At 68.8% G+C, this 15,844-nt stretch carries 15 protein-coding genes; 3 read left to right on the top strand and 12 right to left on the bottom strand.

Annotation, left to right across the window (positions count from 1 at the left end; genetic code table 11):
• Nucleotides 1–30: 30 nt before the first annotated feature.
• The 12 genes from C9I47_RS04850 to C9I47_RS04905 form a co-directional block, all read right to left on the bottom strand.
• The gene (locus C9I47_RS04850) at nucleotides 31–546 is read right to left on the bottom strand and encodes a DUF2271 domain-containing protein (protein WP_111265749.1); all 516 of its coding nucleotides are present in this window, start codon (nucleotides 544–546) and stop codon (nucleotides 31–33) included.
• Between the two features lie 61 nt (nucleotides 547–607).
• Nucleotides 608–1,249, bottom strand: a complete 642-nt coding sequence (locus C9I47_RS04855) for a PepSY-associated TM helix domain-containing protein (RefSeq protein ID WP_111265750.1) — start codon at nucleotides 1,247–1,249, stop codon at nucleotides 608–610.
• Nucleotides 1,250–1,367: 118 nt separating this feature from the next.
• On the bottom strand, nucleotides 1,368–2,060 hold the full coding sequence (locus tag C9I47_RS04860) for a Fe2+-dependent dioxygenase (protein ID WP_111265751.1): 693 nt from the start codon (nucleotides 2,058–2,060) through the stop codon (nucleotides 1,368–1,370).
• Between the two features lie 74 nt (nucleotides 2,061–2,134).
• Nucleotides 2,135–4,477, bottom strand: coding sequence for a catecholate siderophore receptor Fiu (locus C9I47_RS04865; RefSeq protein ID WP_111265752.1), 2,343 nt, complete (start codon nucleotides 4,475–4,477; stop codon nucleotides 2,135–2,137).
• Nucleotides 4,478–4,749: 272 nt separating this feature from the next.
• Nucleotides 4,750–5,073 carry a Rieske (2Fe-2S) protein gene (locus tag C9I47_RS04870; protein ID WP_111265753.1) on the bottom strand — a complete coding sequence of 108 codons (324 nt, stop codon included), beginning with the start codon at nucleotides 5,071–5,073 and terminating at the stop codon, nucleotides 4,750–4,752.
• 64 nt (nucleotides 5,074–5,137) lie between these two features.
• On the bottom strand, nucleotides 5,138–5,662 hold the full coding sequence (locus C9I47_RS04875; RefSeq protein WP_111265754.1) for a GNAT family N-acetyltransferase: 525 nt from the start codon (nucleotides 5,660–5,662) through the stop codon (nucleotides 5,138–5,140).
• A gap of 415 nt (nucleotides 5,663–6,077) precedes the next feature.
• Nucleotides 6,078–7,334, bottom strand: a complete 1,257-nt coding sequence (locus tag C9I47_RS04880) for a cysteine desulfurase (protein WP_111265755.1) — start codon at nucleotides 7,332–7,334, stop codon at nucleotides 6,078–6,080.
• Entirely contained in the window at nucleotides 7,331–8,626 is a 1,296-nt protein-coding gene (gene sufD, locus C9I47_RS04885) for a Fe-S cluster assembly protein SufD (RefSeq protein ID WP_111265756.1), read from the bottom strand. The genes C9I47_RS04880 and sufD overlap by 4 nt, the downstream gene beginning before the upstream one ends.
• 1 nt (nucleotide 8,627) lies before the next feature.
• Nucleotides 8,628–9,392, bottom strand: a complete 765-nt coding sequence (gene sufC, locus C9I47_RS04890; RefSeq protein WP_111267967.1) for a Fe-S cluster assembly ATPase SufC — start codon at nucleotides 9,390–9,392, stop codon at nucleotides 8,628–8,630.
• A gap of 34 nt (nucleotides 9,393–9,426) precedes the next feature.
• Nucleotides 9,427–9,828 (bottom strand): lysozyme inhibitor LprI family protein, encoded by a 402-nt coding sequence (locus tag C9I47_RS04895; RefSeq protein ID WP_111265757.1) that lies wholly within the window; start codon nucleotides 9,826–9,828, stop codon nucleotides 9,427–9,429.
• On the bottom strand, nucleotides 9,825–11,318 hold the full coding sequence (gene sufB, locus C9I47_RS04900; protein WP_407067499.1) for a Fe-S cluster assembly protein SufB: 1,494 nt from the start codon (nucleotides 11,316–11,318) through the stop codon (nucleotides 9,825–9,827). Before sufB ends, C9I47_RS04895 begins: the two co-directional genes overlap by 4 nt.
• Nucleotides 11,319–11,337: 19 nt before the next feature.
• On the bottom strand, nucleotides 11,338–11,793 hold the full coding sequence (locus tag C9I47_RS04905) for an SUF system Fe-S cluster assembly regulator (RefSeq protein ID WP_111265758.1): 456 nt from the start codon (nucleotides 11,791–11,793) through the stop codon (nucleotides 11,338–11,340).
• A 150-nt stretch (nucleotides 11,794–11,943) separates the two neighbouring features.
• Between C9I47_RS04905 and C9I47_RS04910 the strand changes: the two genes are divergently transcribed.
• The 3 genes from C9I47_RS04910 (at nucleotide 11,944) to C9I47_RS04920 (ending at nucleotide 15,839) form a co-directional block, all read left to right on the top strand.
• Nucleotides 11,944–12,447: an SET domain-containing protein gene (locus C9I47_RS04910; RefSeq protein WP_111265759.1), complete on the top strand. Its 504-nt coding sequence runs from the start codon at nucleotides 11,944–11,946 to the stop codon at nucleotides 12,445–12,447.
• Nucleotides 12,448–12,602: 155 nt separating this feature from the next.
• The gene (locus tag C9I47_RS04915) at nucleotides 12,603–13,403 is read left to right on the top strand and encodes a 3-hydroxybutyrate dehydrogenase (RefSeq protein WP_111265760.1); all 801 of its coding nucleotides are present in this window, start codon (nucleotides 12,603–12,605) and stop codon (nucleotides 13,401–13,403) included.
• Nucleotides 13,404–13,574: 171 nt separating this feature from the next.
• The gene (locus tag C9I47_RS04920; protein ID WP_111265761.1) at nucleotides 13,575–15,839 is read left to right on the top strand and encodes a DUF5916 domain-containing protein; all 2,265 of its coding nucleotides are present in this window, start codon (nucleotides 13,575–13,577) and stop codon (nucleotides 15,837–15,839) included.
• The last annotated feature ends 5 nt before the right edge of the window (nucleotides 15,840–15,844 follow it).

Consider the following 15,844-nt stretch of genomic DNA (forward strand, 5'->3'; position numbering starts at 1 on the left):
ATTGGGTGATCGGGGTACGCGGCGGCGGCGTCAGGGCTTGAGCGACAGCCGGACCAGGCCGAGCTCGCTGCTGCCGCGCGCCTGCTGCTGCGATGCGCTGGCGGCCGGCCAGGTGAAGGGAATGCTGACGACCTCGCGGCCCCCGACTTCGCGTGCGGCTTCGACGACGAGGGTGTAGTTGCCCGGAGCCAGGTCGGCCAGCGGCTTGCGCGCGCTGTCGAAGCTGACCTGGTGCTGGCCGACCGGACGGGTCGCGCCGCTGACGCCGTCGACCGGCATCCGCAGGGTGCGGCCGCTGCGCCGCCACCATTGGCGCATGTCCTTCAGCCACTTGGTGCCCTCGTTGTCGCGCATGTCGACGTCGTACCAGACCGCCAGGTTGGCGGCGACGCTGTTGTCGGGGCGCTCGATCCAGATCGCCACGTAGGGCCGGTGGTACTCGGCGACGTTGAGGCGCGGCACCTCGACGGTGATGTCCATGTCGGCGGCGGCGGCCGCGAACGGGGAGAGCAGGGCGAGCGTCAGGGCCAGGCGGGGAAGCGTCATCGTCGACTCCGGAGATGGGGATTGGTGCCGGCATGCGGCCGGCGGCCAGGAAGGGAACGCGTCAGTGCATGAAAAGGATGACAAGCACGACCGGGACCGCGAGGCCGGCGGCGACCAGCGGCCAGGTCGCGCCGCGCTGGCGCGCGTGCAGTTGCAGCAGCCACAGGCCGGTCAGCGCGAACAGCAGGCAGGCGATCGCGAAGATGTCGATGAACCAGCGCCATACCGGGCCGGTGTTGCGGCCCTTGTGCAGGTCGTTGAGCCAGGCGATGGTGCCGCGGGTGGTCAGTTCGTATTCGACGCCGCCGCTGTCGCGGTCGATCGCCAGCCAGGCGTCGCCACCGGGGCGCGGCAGCGACACGTAGACCTCGCCGTCGGACCATTCGGCCGCGCGTTCGTCGATGCGGATGCCCAGCTCGCTGTCGAGCCAGCGGCGCACGCCATTGGGCAACGGCGCGTCGCTGGCGGTCTCGTCCTGCAGGCTCTTGAGCACGCTGGCCGGCAGGGTGCCGTTGCGGCTGGAGACGCTGGGCTCGGCCTCGATCTGGGCGGCGTGATTCAGGGTGATCCCGGTGACCGTGAACAGCAGCAGGACGATCAGGCTGAGCGCGGCGCTGATCCAGTGCCACTGGTGCAGGGTGCGTAGCCAGTAACCGCGGCGCTGCTGGGCAGCGGCCAGGTCGGCATGGGTCGATGGGCTCAAGCGGGACGGTCCGGTGATCGGATCAGGGGCCCGGCATTACAGCAGAAATGAGAATGACTCGCAATTCCGAGTCTGGCGGCAAACGCCGTCTCCGGTCGGCTCCAGCGGGGCCGCCGCGCTACGGCTCGCTCCAGCGCCGCAGCAGGTTGTGGTAGACGCCGGTGAGGCGCAGCAGGTCCTCGCGATCGGCGTTGGCCGCGGTCAGCGACTGGATCGAACGGTCCATCTCCAGCAGCAGGCGTCGCCGGGTCTCGTCGCGGACCAGGCTCTGGACCCAGAAGAACGAGGCCAGCCGTTCGCCGCGGGTGACCGGCTCGACCCGGTGCAGGCTGCTCGACGGATAGACGATCAGGTCGCCGGCCGGCAGCTTCACCTCGTGTTCGCCGTAGGTGTCGTGGATGACCAGTTCGCCGCCGTCGTAGTCGTCGGGATCGTTGAGGAACAGCGTGCAGGACACATCGCTGCGCAGGAAACCGGTCGCCTGGCCGGCCGACGCCGCCAGCGCCATCACCGCGCCGTCGACATGGAAGCCGTACTGGCCGCCGCCGCGGTAGCAATTGAACCGCGGCGGCAGGGTGCGCGCCGGCAGCACGCTGGCGAAATACAGCGGATTGCGCGCCAGCGCGGCGAGGACCTGCTCGCCCAGCCGGTGGCGCAGCGCGGAGTCGTCGGCCAGCTGCAGGTTCGATTTGACCTGGGCGCCCTGCGCACCGACCGTGGCGCGGCCGTCGATCCACTCAGCGCCGGCCAGGGCGTCGCGCATCGACGCGACCTCGGCGGGCGTCAGGACATCGGGGATGTGCATCAGCATGGTCGTTGCTCCAGACGACGACGCCTCCCCGGGGATGGGGAGGCGTCGCGCTTCGTCGTGCCTGGCGTTCCGGCTCAGAAGCGGTAGTTGACGGTCAGCAGTGCGCTGCGCGGCTGGCCCGGGGTGTAACGGTAGCCGCTCTTGTTGATCGCCGCGACATACTCTTCGTCGAACAGATTGTAGACGTTGAGGCGGACGTCCCACTGCTCGCTGAAGCGGTAGCTCGCCACCGCGTCGAACACCCAGTAATCGTCGGTATGGGTCGGGGTGCCGATCGCGCCGTCGGCGCCGCGGGTCAGGCCGCCGTTGTAGCGGGCGCCGCCGCCGAGCATCAGGCCGGACGCGAACTGGTAGCTGGTCCAGGCGGTGAACGCGCGGTCGGGGGTGTAGGCCAGGTCGCGGGAACCGTTGCTGGTGACCGGCGGGCCCTCGACGACCTCGGTGTCCATGGTCGTGAAGCCGGCGGAGACCGACCAGGCCTCGGTGATCTGGCCGACCGCGCTGATCTCGATGCCGCGGACCCGCTTCTCGCCGTTCTGGTAGTACTGCTGGTCGACCGGATCCTGCACGATCTCGTTCTCGATCCGGGTGTCGTACAGCGCCGCGGTGATCATCAGGTTGTCGTCGGCCAGGTTCCACTTGGCGCCGATCTCGCCGGTACGCGCTTCCTGCGGGTCGAACACCGGATTGTTGGCGTTGTTGGCCGAAGCGCTCAGCTCGAGGTTGCTGCCGCCCGGCGGCTGCTGTGAGATCGCGTAGTTGGCGTAGAGGCTGGAGTCGGCGGTCGGCTTGAACAGCGCGCCGACCTTCCAGTTGAACAGGGTGTCGGAGGTCTTCGCATTGACGTGGGGCAGGACCGTACCGGTGGGCTGGCCGTCGCAGTCCGGGCCGCGGCGGGTACCGCAGGCGGCGAGGCTGCTGAACTCGGTGTCGTAGCGGTCGAAGCGCAGGCCGCCGTTGAGCTGCCAGCGCTCGCCGAACTTCAGGGTGTCGAAGAAGTAGACGGCGACGGTGTCGGTACGGCCATCGCTGTCGGCGCCGGTGCGACCCCAGCGCAGGCCGCCCACGTTCGGGCTTGGGTCGTAAAGATCGGCGTCGGGCCAGGTGGTGCCGTCGAGCGCGCCGATGCCGTCGTTGTCGACCTCCTCGCGGATCAGCTCGATGCCGGTGCTGAAGTCGTGCTCGACCGCGCCGGTGCGGAAGCTGCCGGTCAGGCTGGTCTGGTTGGTCGCGATCGTGTAGCGCTGGTCCTTGAACGTCGGCAGGTTGCGGGTGATCGTCCAGCCCGACGGGTCGGCGAGATCCGGGGTGGTGATGTTGACGTCGCGGACCATGAAGGCGGTCAGCATGTATTCCTGATGGCTGCGGCCCCAGCGGGTGGTGTTGCGCAGCACCATGTCGTTGTCGAACTGGTGCTCGACCGCCAGCGTCAGCATGTCGGCGGTGACGTCGTCGAAGTCGGACAGGGTGCCGTAGAAGTTCGACGAATCGACGCGCGGCGCCTGGCCGATTTCGGGCCGGGTCGGGTCGGGGCTGCTGTAGCCGGGCAGGCCGACCGTCGGCACGCCGCCGTCGGGCAGATTGTCCTGCTGGACGTGCATGAGGTCGACATAGACCCGGGTGTTGCCATCGAGGCCGAAGCCCAGCGAGGTGGCGAGGCCCCAGCGGTTCTGCTCGATGGTGTCGCGCCCTGGCACGTCGCTGTCCTGGGCCATCAGGTTGATGCGGAAGGCGTTGCCGCTGCCGAAGGTCTGGTTCCAGTCGGCGGTGGCGCGGGTCTGGCTGTCGGTGCCGATCGACAGCGAGGTGTGGGTGCTGTCGCCGAGGAAGGGGCGCTTGGTGACGAGGTTGACCGAGCCGGTGGGCGAGCTGCGCCCGGTGTCGGTGCCGGCCGGGCCCTTGGTGACCTCGATCTGCTCGATGTTGAACACGTCGCGGGTGATCGAGCCCAGATCGCGGACACCGTCGACGAAGATGCTGCCGGAGGTATCGAAGCCGCGCATGTAGATCGCGTCGCCGGTGGTGGTGTTGCCGTTCTCGCCGACGTAGAAGGTGCCGACGCCGGGGCTGTTGCGCAGCGCCTCGGTCAGCGAGGTCGCGCCCTGCTCGTTGAACAGGTCGCTGCCGATAACGTCGATGGTCTGGGTGGTGTCCAGCAGCGGCTGGGTGAACTTCGGCGAGGAGACCGTATCGGCGCCGTAGCGCTTGACCCGATGGCCGTGGACCTGGACCTCGTCCAGGGTGGTCGCATCGGCGGCGCCCATGCCGGCGTCGCCCGCGGTGGCGGCATGCGCCGCGATCGGGGCGGCCAGTGCCAGGCTGGTCGCCAGCGTGGCGACCCCCAGATGGCGGCCAGCGGCCGAATCCTGCGGGCGGGAGGAGCGGATGGGGTGCTTGCGGCTCTTGATGTGATTCATCGAATTTCCGTCATGAATACACCCGGTCCAGACGGGGCCGGGCGTGTCTGCAAAGGGTTTCAGGACGGAGTGCCGGTTTCGGGGCAGGGCCGGTTCGGGGCGGGCCCGTGGCTGCGGACAGCCCGTCGAGGGCTGCTATTTAAACGCAAGCAAGAATGATTCGCAATTGCTTCATCGTCTGGCCGGTGCCGGCGGCCGGGCGTGCGTATCCCGCCGGGGACCGGAGCGGGGAAGCGGAAAGGGTTGCGACGCCGCCGATCGCGGCGGCGGGTTCAGTCGCGGTCGTCGCGGGTCCAGACCAGGCCGTCCTCGACCTTGGTCGGGAACTTCGCCACCGGCGTGTAGGCGGGCGGATTCAGGCAGCGGCCGTCGCGTACGTCGAACTTCGACCCGTGCAGCACGCACTCGATCGTCGCCTCCTCGCCGTCGAAGGGGCCGGCCGACAGCTCGAAGTCCTCGTGCGAGCACTTGTCCTCGAGCGCGTAGTAGTCGCCGTCGTAATTGACGACCAGGATCGGGGTGTCGCCGTCCCAGGCCACGGTCGATTCGCCGGGGAGCAGTTGCGATGTGGCGCAGACGCTGATCCAGTCGCCCATGTACGGTGTCTCGCGAGTTCGGGGGCTTGGCGCATTCGCGGCGCCGGCTGCCGGGAGGACCAGCTTACAGCGGCTTCTCGAGTATTTCGAAGCGCAGGTCCGGGCGCTTGGGGATGCCGAAGCGCTCGTCGCCGTACGGGAACGGCTTCTTGATCCCGGTACGCCGGTAGCCGCGGCGCTCGTACCAGGCGATCAGCTCGTCGCGCACGTCGATCACCGTCATCCGCATCGTCGCCAGGCCCAGGTCCTCGCGCGCCAGGCGCTCGGCCTCGGTCAGCACGATCCGGCCCAGCCCGCCGCCCTGCGCGGTCGGGGCCACCGAGAACATGCCGAAGTAGCCGGCGCCGTCCTGTTCGGCGACATGCGCGCAGGCGATCAGCGCGTCGTCGCGGTGGGCGAGCAGGACGCGACTGCGCGGGCGGACGATGTCCTCGCGCAACACCTCCGGGTCGATGCGGTTGCCGTCGAGCAGGTCGGCTTCGGTGGTCCAGCCGGCGCGGCTGGCGTCGCCGCGGTAGGACGAGGTCACCAGCTCGACCAGGGCGGGAATGTCGGCCTCGGTCGCGAGGCTGAAGGTCAGTGCGTGCATGGCGGAATATTACCGGTGTCGACGCTTCCGTAGGAGCGGCGTAAGCCGCGATTCCCTGGCCGCGCCCGGGAATCCCCAAAGTTTGCTGCGCAAACCTTGGGCCCCGCCGTTGCGCTGCCACACCCCCATTCGCGCTGCGCGCGAATCGCCCCCCTCACTCAGGGGGGAACGATATCCGGCTGCGCGCGGATATCTCCCAAGGTTTGCCGCGCAAACCTCGGGCCCCGCCGTTGCGCTTCCACACCCCCATTCGCGCTGCGCGCGAATCGCCCCCTGACTCAGGGGGCTGGGGGGATGAGGCGGACGATCGCTCTTCGTAGGAGCGGCGTAAGCCGCGATGGAGCTTTCACCGTATCGTCCGATCGCGGCTTACGCCGCTCCTACGAAGGCAAAGCGCCTTGGGAAACAGGGAGGCCTACACCAACAGCCTGCGGACCTTGTCGATCGCCGCGGCGAAGGCGTCGATCTCCTCGAAGGTGTTGTAGAAGGCGAGCGATGCGCGGCAGGTCGCCGGGACCCCGAAGTGCTGCATCAGCGGGTGCGCGCAGTGGTGGCCGGAGCGGATCGCCACGCCCTCCAGGTCGAGCAGGGTCGCCAGGTCGTGGGCGTGCGCGCCCTCGACCAGGAAGCTGATCACCGCCGCCTTTTCCTTCGGCGCGCCGAAGATGCGCAGGCCGTCGATCGCCGACAGCGCCGCGGTCGCGTAGTCCAGCAGCGCCTGTTCGCGCGCCTCGATCCGCGCCATCCCCAGCGCCGACAGATAGTCCACCGCGGCGCCGAGGCCGACGAAGCCGGCGATGTTCGGGGTGCCGGCCTCGAACTTGTGCGGTGGATCGTTGAACACGGTGCCCTCGAAGCGGACCTCCTTGATCATCTCGCCGCCACCGATGAACGGCGGCATCGCCTCCAGGTGCTCGCGGCGCGCCCACAACACGCCGGTGCCGGTGGGGCCGCTCATCTTGTGGCCGGTCAGCGCATAGAAGTCGCAGCCGATCGCGGCGATGTCGAGCGGGCGGTGCGGCGCGGCCTGGGAGCCGTCGACCAGGGTGACGATGCCGCGGCGGCGCGCCTCGCGGCAGATCTCGCGGACCGGATTGACCGTGCCCAGCACGTTCGACACGTGGGTCAGCGCCAGCAGCTTCACCTCCGGGGTGAGCAGGGCGCGCAGGCCTTCGAGGTCGAGGTCGCCGCGATCGTCGAGTTCGGCGACCTTGATCGTGGCGCCGGTGCGCTGGGCGACCAGCTGCCACGGCACGATGTTGGCGTGGTGCTCCATCCGGGTCAGCACGATCGCGTCGCCGGGGCCGAGCCGGGGCAGCGCCCACGAATAGGCGACCAGGTTGATCGCGAAGGTGGTGCCGCTGCACAGCACCAGTTCGTCGGCGCGGACGTTGAGGAACTTCGCCAGCTTGCCGCGCGCGCCCTCGTAGGCTTCGGTCGCCTCGGTGCCGAGCGCATGCACCGCGCGGCTGACGTTGGCGTTGTGGCGGCGGTAGAAATCGTCGACCGCCTCGATCACCGATGCCGGTTTCTGCCCGGTGTTGGCCGAATCCAGGTAGATCAGCGGCTTGCCGTGGACCTCGCGGGTCAGCACCGGGAAGTCGGCGCGGACCCGGGCCCAGTCGACCGCGGCTGCGGGGTCTGCGGACAGCGGGGCGGGCGGAACGTTCATGCGGTCTCCAGTCGGTCCAGTGCGGCGTCGAGCCGGGCCGCCAGCGCCTCGCGCAGCGCGGCGTCCTCGATCACCGTCAGGGTCTCGCGGCAGAACGCGCGGGTCAGCAGGGCGCGTGCCTGCGCCGCCGGCACGCCGCGGCTGCGCAGATAGAACAGCGCGGTCGGGTCGAGCTGGCCGACGGTGGCGCCGTGCGCGGCCTGGACCTCGTCGGCATGGATTTCCAGTACCGGCTGGCTGTCGATCTCGGCGCCGTCGCTGAGCAGCAGGTTCTTGTTCGACAACGCGGCCTCGACGCCGTCGGCGCCTTCGCGGATCACGATGCCGCCGTGGAAGGCCGCCTTCGAGCGGCCGGCGCCGAGTCCGCGCCAGATGAGCTCGCAGCGGCTGTCGCGACCGGCATGGTCGATGCCCAGGCGGGTGTCGAGATGGCGCTTGCCGGTGGCCAGCAGCACGCCATTGGCCTGTGCGACGGCGCGTTCGCCGTGCAGGGCGATATTCAGTTCATGACGGCTCAGTGCGGCCCCCAGTTCGAGGTCGATGCGCTGGTAGCGGGCCTCGCGCGCCAGCACCGCGTCGGTACGCGAGATCGCGGTGGCGCCGGTCTCCTCGTCCTGCACGCGCGCATGCACCAGATGCGCGCGCGCGCCGAGGTGGGCGTGCAGCAGGCCGTTGCCGAGGTGACGGTGGGCGCCGCTGCCCAGGTGGTGTTCGACCACGGTCAGCGCCGCGCCCTCGCGCAGCTCGATCAGGTGACGCAGGTGCCAGGCGCGGTCGGCATCGGATGCCGCGCCGATGAACACCAGGTGCAGCGGCGCGGCGACGGACACGCCGGCCTCCACGCGCACCACCGCACCCTCGGCCGCCAGCGCGGCATTGAGGCGGGCGAAGACCTCGTCGCCGCGCTCGAAGCGGCGGGCGAGGAAATTGACCTCGCGCGCGTCGCCGCCGGCCAGGGCCTGCGACAGCGGTGCGACCGTGAAGCCGTCCGGCAGGCCGGCGATGTCGCTGTGGGCCTCGTCGAGGCGCCCGTTGACGAACACCAGCCGCGGCGACGGAATCGCTTCCAGCAGGGCCGGATCGAAGTCGGCGACGGTCCCGTCGGCGGCGGCGAACGCGCGCCGTTCGAGCGCGCGCAGCGGTGTGTATTTCCAGGCTTCGACGCGCGCGTGCGGCATGCCGTCGCGCAGCGCGGCCTCCAGCGCGGCGGCACGGCTCTCGCCCAGGCCGGCGGCATCGCGCGCCGGCAGGGCCTGGAAGGCGTCGCGGAAGGAGTCGAGCAGGGCGGTCATCTCAGGCACCCGCTTCCGGCGCGATCCGGTCCTTGAGCCAGGCATAGCCGTGCTGCTCCAGCTCCATCGCCAGCTCGGGGCCGCCGGTCTCGACGATGCGGCCGTCGGCCAGCACGTGGACCACGTCGGGCTTGATGTAGTCGAGCAGGCGCTGGTAATGGGTGATCACCAGGAACGCGCGCTCCGGCGAACGCAGGGCGTTGACGCCCTCGGCGACGGTCTTCAGCGCATCGATGTCGAGGCCGGAATCGGTCTCGTCGAGGATGGCGAGCCTGGGCTCCAGCAGCGCCAGCTGGAAGATCTCGTTGCGCTTCTTCTCGCCGCCGGAGAAGCCCTCGTTGACGCCGCGGTGCAGCAGTTCGTCCTTCAGGTGCAGCACCGCCAGCTTCTCGCGCACCAGCTTGAGGAACTGCATCGAATCCAGCTCGGCCTCGCCGCGCGCCTTGCGCTGGGCATTGAGGGCGGTGCGCAGGAAATAGGTGTTGTTCACCCCCGGGATCTCGACCGGGTACTGGAACGCCAGGAACACGCCGGCGGTGGCGCGTTCCTCCGGCTCCAGCGCGAGCAGGTCCTGATCGCCGAAGCTGACCGAGCCGGCGGTGACTTCGTAGCCTTCGCGGCCGGCCAGGATGTTGCCCAGCGTGGACTTGCCGGCGCCGTTGGGGCCCATGATGGCGTGCACCTGGCCGGGCCGCAGCTCCAGCGACAGGCCCTTGAGGATTTCGCGTCCGCCGATGGAGGCGTGGAGGTTTTCGATCTTGAGCATGGAGTTCGCTTCGCGGGTCATTCGTGGGGCGGCCTCAACGGCCGTTGTCGTCGAGCCAGTGCTCGCGCAGGTAGCGGGTACGCTCGCGGGTCATCCGGGTCTTGGCCTCGGCGCGTTCGAGCGGGTAGATCGAGCCGTACTCGATCCTCGGGTCCACGCCATCGGCGACCGGGAACAGCGCATCGAGATCGGCGTCCCGCAGCTGGATCCACAGGCGCTGGGCATCGCGCAGCTTCTGCGCGAACAGCGCATCGTCGGGACGGCTGGCGAGCACCTGGCGATAGACGCGGTTGAGTTCGGCGTCGTCCTCGGCAAGGGCGTCGAAGGCGCAGGCGTTCATTTCCTGCTGGCTGCCCGCGGGATCGCAGACCGGTTGCTGGGCCGCCGCCAGGCCGGGCAGCGCGAGCAGGGCGATGGCCAGGCTGCGGCGGATCATCCGACCGAGCCCTCCAGCGAGACTTCCAGCAGCTTCTTGGCCTCGACCGCGAACTCCATCGGCAGCTCGCGGAACACGCTCTTGCAGAAACCGTCGACGATCATCGACACCGCGTCCTCCTCGCCGATGCCGCGCGAGCGGCAGTAGAACAACTGGTCCTCGCTGATCTTGGAGGTGGTCGCCTCGTGCTCGACGGTCGCGGTGGGCTGCTTGACCTCGATGTAGGGGAAGGTGTGCGCGCCGCACTTCTTGCCGATCAGCAGGCTGTCGCACTGGGTGTGGTTGCGCGCGGCGACCGCGCCCTTCTCGACCTTGACCAGGCCGCGGTAGGTGTTCTGGCCGCGGCCGGCGCTGATGCCCTTGCTGATGATCTTGCTCTTGGTGCGGGCGCCGACGTGGATCATCTTGGTGCCGGTATCGGCCTGCTGGCGGTGATGGGTCAGCGCGACCGAGTAGAACTCGCCGACCGAGTCGTCGCCCAGCAGCACGCACGAGGGGTACTTCCAGGTGATCGCCGAACCGGTCTCGACCTGGGTCCAGCTGACCTTGCTGCGGGCGCCACGGCACTCGGCGCGCTTGGTCACGAAGTTGTAGATGCCGCCGCGGCCTTCCTCGTCGCCCGGATACCAGTTCTGCACGGTCGAGTACTTGATCTCGGCGTCCTCCAGCGCGACCAGCTCGACCACCGCCGCATGCAACTGGTTCTCGTCGCGCATCGGCGCGGTGCAGCCTTCCAGGTAGGACACGTAGGCCTTGTCCTCGCACACGATCAGGGTGCGCTCGAACTGGCCGGTGTGGCCGGCGTTGATGCGGAAATAGGTGCTCAGCTCCATCGGGCAGCGCACCCCGCGCGGGATGAACACGAAGCTGCCGTCGGAGAACACCGCCGAGTTCAACGCCGCGAAGAAGTTGTCGCCGGTCGGCACCACGCTGCCCAGGTACTGGCGGACCAGCTCGGGATGCTCGGCGATGGCCTCGGACATCGAGCAGAAGATGATGCCCTTCTCGGCCAGCTCCTTGCGGAAGGTGGTGCCGACCGAGACCGAGTCGAACACCGCGTCGACCGCGACGCCGGCCAGCTTGGCGCGCTCGTGCAGCGGCACGCCGAGCTTCTCGTAGGTGTCGAGCAGCTCCTGCGGCACCTCGTCCAGCGAGTTGTACTTCGGGCCCTTGGGCGCGCTGTAGTAGCTCAGCGCCTGGAAGTCGATGGCGGCGATCTGCAGCTTGGCCCAGTTCGGCATCGGCATCGTCAGCCAGTGCCGGTACGCCTGCAGGCGCCACTGGGTCATCCACTCCGGCTCGTTCTTGCGCGCGGAGAGCTGGCGGATGATGTCCTCGTCCAACCCCGGCGGCAGGCTGTCGGATTCGATGTCGGTGACGAAGCCGGCGTCGTACTTGCGGCCCAGCCGCGCGTGGATGTCGCGGTTGGCTTCGGGCAGTGCGGCGTCGGGGGCTTCGGCACGCGTTTCGATGGTTGATTCGGTGGCCATGGGGCTGCCTACTGTCGGTTCATGCATTGGCGAGGCGCAGGTCGATGCGCTTCGGGTCGGGTGGTGGGGTCGCCGGCGGCGCCAGCATCTGCGCCAGGGTCACCTCGCGCAGCGCGGCGACCACCACGTCGTTGATGCGGCGCCAGTTCGCGCGCACGCCGCACTGGCTCTCGATCGTGCAGTTGCCGGCATGCACGCTGCATTCGGTCATGCCGAGCGGGCCTTCCATCGCCTCGACGACCTCGATCAGGCTGATCCGGTCGGCGGGGCGGGCCAGGCGGTAGCCGCCGTTGGCGCCGCGAAAGCCTTCGACCAGGCCCGCCTGCGCCAGCGGTTTGAGCACCTTGGCCACGGTCGGCGCCTCCAGGCCCGCGCGATCGGCCAGCTCCGACGCGCTGAGCACGTCGTCGGGGCAGGCCGCGAGCACGGTCAGGACGACCGTCGCGTAATCGGTGAGCTTGGTGACGCGGAGCATGTGGGGACGGTGCTCGTTAATCCGTACCGGAATTGTACGGATTTGGCGCGGGCAGGCCAAGGGCGGTCACCTCCGGCGTTCAGGCCGGGCGCATTGGCCGTTGTCATGCGATCCGGGTCAGAATGGCCGGGAGCCAACCCGGGAGTCCCCATGCCAAGCAAGATTGTCGCCCGCCGTTCCCAGATCCACGGCAACGGCGTGTTCGCGAAGGAACCGATCAGCAAGGGCGAGCGCATCGTCGAGTACAGGGGCACGCTGCGGACCCACGAGGAGGTCGATGCCGGCGATACCGGCGACGTCGGGTCCGGCCATACCTTCCTGTTCACCCTCAACGACGAGTACGTGATCGACGCCAACGTGCGCGGCAACATCGCGCGCTGGATCAACCACAGCTGCAAGCCCAACTGCGAGGCGATTCTCGACGAGGACGAGGGCGACGACCGGCGCAAGGACAAGGTCTTCATCGAGGCGGTCCGCGACATCGAGCCGGGCGAGGAGCTGTCCTACAACTACGGCATCACCCTGGCCGAGAAGCACACCAAGGAACTGAAGGCGATCTGGGCCTGCCGCTGCGGGGCCAAGAAGTGCACCGGCACGATGCTGCAGCCGAAGAAAAAGAAGAAGTCCGGCAAGAAGAAAAAGAAGAAGCATTGAGCGGCATGGCCGGCGGCGCGCCGCCTTTGTCCGATCGTGCAATGGCACGGTAACCGGGGCGGCCCCAGACTGATCGCCTGGCCGCCGCATCCGCGGCGCGTCCCCCATCCGGCCTTCCCGCCGAGCAGGGAAGGAGAACCAGCGAGGAATCCGGCATGAAATCGATTGAGGGCAAGGTTGCGGTCGTCACCGGCGCCGCCAGCGGCATCGGCAAGGAGATCGCGCACGAGCTGGCGCGCGCGGGCGCGGCGGTGGTCATCGCCGATCTCAACCTGGACGGCGCGCAGGCCGTCGCCGATGCGGTCGTCGCCGCGGGCGGACGCGCGCTGGCGGTGGCGATGGACGTGACCGACGAGGATGCGGTCAACCGCGGCATCGCCGACGCGGTGCAGGCGCTCGGGCCGATCGACATCCTGGTCTCCAATGCCGGCATCCAGATCGTCAATCCGATCGAGCAGTACGGCTTCGCCGACTGGAGGAAGATGCTGGCGATCCACCTGGACGGCGCCTTCCTGACCACCCGCGCGGTGCTGCCGCACATGTACGCCGAGGGCGCCGACGGCAAGCCGCGCGGCGGCACGGTGATCTACATGGGCTCGGTGCACTCGCACCAGGCCTCCAAGCTCAAGTCCGCCTACGTGACCGCCAAGCACGGCCTGCTCGGGCTGTCGCGGACGCTGGCCAAGGAGGGCGGCGAGCGCGGCGTGCGCAGCCACGTGGTTTGCCCCGGCTTCGTGCGCACCCCGCTGGTCGACAAGCAGATCCCGGAGCAGTCGAAGGAGCTGGGCATCAGCGAGGACGAGGTGATCCGCAACGTGATGCTCGGCCAGACCGTGGACGGCATCTTCACCACGGTCGAGGACGTCGCCCAGGCCGTGCGCTTCCTGTGCGAATTCCCAAGCGCGGCGCTGACCGGGCAGAGCCTGATCGTCAGCCACGGCTGGCACATGCAGTAGCGTCGGACTGCCCGCGGCGACGCGGGCGGACACCCGCAGCGGGCGGCGCCGATCCGGACACGGATGCGCGACGGGGCCGCAAGGTTGCCATGACTTGTGCCAGTCGGGGATGGCGCCGGATACGCATAGCCTGTGCGCCGATTCCGCACAGATCCCGCCCGGCCATCTCCCATGCTCCCCAGTTCGACCCGTCCCCGCGTCCGTCGTTTCCCGTTGTCGTGCTCGTTGTTCCCGTCGCTCCTGTGCGTCGCGCTGCCGGTCGCCGCGATCGAGGTCGATGGCCGCATCGACCCTGGCGAATGGCAGGGAGCCCGTCACGTCACCGGCTTCCGCAAGGTCCAGCCGCTGAATCTTGAGCCGGGCTCGCTGACGACCGAGGCCTGGATCATGGCGACCCCGGACGGCCTGGCGATCGCGTTCCGCAATCCGCAGCCGCAATCGGTGACCTGGACCCGGCAGAGGGTCCAGCGCGACTTCAACGCCCAGGTCGACCGGGTCAACCTGATGGTCGATTTCGACGGCGACGGCCGTACCGGCTACAACTTCACCGTCGCCTCGACCGGCGGCGTGTCCGACTCGGTCATCACCAACGAGAACCAGTTCAACGACGACTGGGACGGCCACTGGCTGCACGCGGTGTCCGAGGACGGCGACGGCTGGTCGGTCGAGATGCTGATCCCCTGGTACATCGCGCCGATGCGCAAGGGCGAGAACGGCATGCGCACGATCGGCATCCAGCTCGACCGGGTGATCGGCTCGACCGGCGAGCGCATGGCCTGGCCGGGCGCGAGCTTCGAGCGGCCGCGCTACCTGTCCGAATTCGAGCCGGTTGAGGTCGCCCAGTACAGCCAGTCGCTGCTGGCGGTCACCCCCTACGTGTCCGGGCTGTACGACAACATCGGCGGGTCCGGCGACTTCGAAGGCGGCCTGGACCTGTTCTGGAAGCCCAACGGCCAGTTCCAGCTGACCGCGACCGTCAACCCCGACTTCGGCCAGGTCGAGAGCGACGACCTGGTGATCAACTTCAGCGCGACCGAGACCTTTATCAGCGACAAGCGCCCGTTCTTCACCGAGAACCAGGGCCTGTTCGAGTTCACCACGCCGTCCGACGACAGCCAGCTGCTGTATACCCGCCGGGTCGGCGGTCCGGCCGACGACGGCGACGGTGCCGGCGACATCGATGCCGCGATCAAGCTCAACGGCAGCTTGGGCGGCACCAAGTACGGCGTGTTCCTGGCCGAGGAGGCCGACGATGCCGGTCGCACCTTTGCCGCGCTGCGACTGGTGCGCGACTTCCAGGGGCAGAATCTGGGTGCGATGCTGACCCGGGTCGAGCGGCCGTTCCTGGATCGCGAGGCGACCGTGTTCGGCGTCGACCACAACTGGCGGCCGAGCGACCGGGTCAGCGTCGAGTCGCGCCTGATCGGCAGTCGCATCGACGACGACGGCGAGACCGAACGCGGCTCCGGCGGCAGTGTGTTCGTCAACTACGAGATGGACGCGGGCTGGCGCCAGCAGTGGTTGGCGATGCATTTCGGCGACACCCTGCAGATCAACGACTTCGGCTATCTGGCGCGCAACAACCTCAACTACGGCCACTGGCAGGTGCAGCGCCGCTTCACCGGTCTGGAGGAGACCTCGCGCTACAGCTCCAAGGACTGGCGCGCGCGGGTCAGCCACACCTCCAACGACCATGGCCAGAGGCTCAACGACCAGTTCCGGATCAGCCGCCAGAGCCAGCTGCGCGACGGCAGTTCCGAATACATGCAGTTGAACCTCAACTCCTCGGGCGTCAACGACCGGCTGACCCGCGGCAACGGCGTGATCGAGATGCCGGCCAACTTCAACAGCTACTTCGAGTATTCGCGGCCGCGCAAGGGCGACTGGGCCTGGCTGCTCTACGCCGACATGTTCAGCGGCGGCCTGGCCGGCAACGACAAGGTCGGCTACGACTTCGAGTTCCGTCCGACCTATTTCGTCAGCGACGCCTTCAGCATCTACGGCGGGCTCTACTACGAGCGCATCCCGGACTGGCTGGTGTGGCAGCGCGACAACCTGGTCGGCGGCTTCGACGAGCGCAGCGTGCGACTGAAGGCGGGCCTGGACTGGACCATCGACACGCGCCAGGAGCTGAGGATCAAGTTGCAGGCGATCGGTCTGGACGCAGAGTTGCAGCAGGCCTGGCGCATCGACGGCAGCGGCCGTGCGGTCGCCAGCGCCGAGCCGGTCGACGACTTCAGCGTGCGCAACCTCGGCTTCCAGATCCGCTACCGCTACGAGCTGGCGCCGTTGTCGTACCTGTACGTGGTCTATGGCCGCGGCGGCTTCGACCTGACCCAGGATGCCGACGGTCCGTTCCCGGCGCTGGAGGACAGCTTCCAGTTGCGCGACGACGAGCAGTTCCTGGTCAAGCTGTCCTACCGCTTCGAGATCTGATTCCA

The organism is Marilutibacter maris, from assembly GCF_003233695.1.
GTDB classification, from domain to species: Bacteria; Pseudomonadota; Gammaproteobacteria; order Xanthomonadales; family Xanthomonadaceae; genus Marilutibacter; species Marilutibacter maris.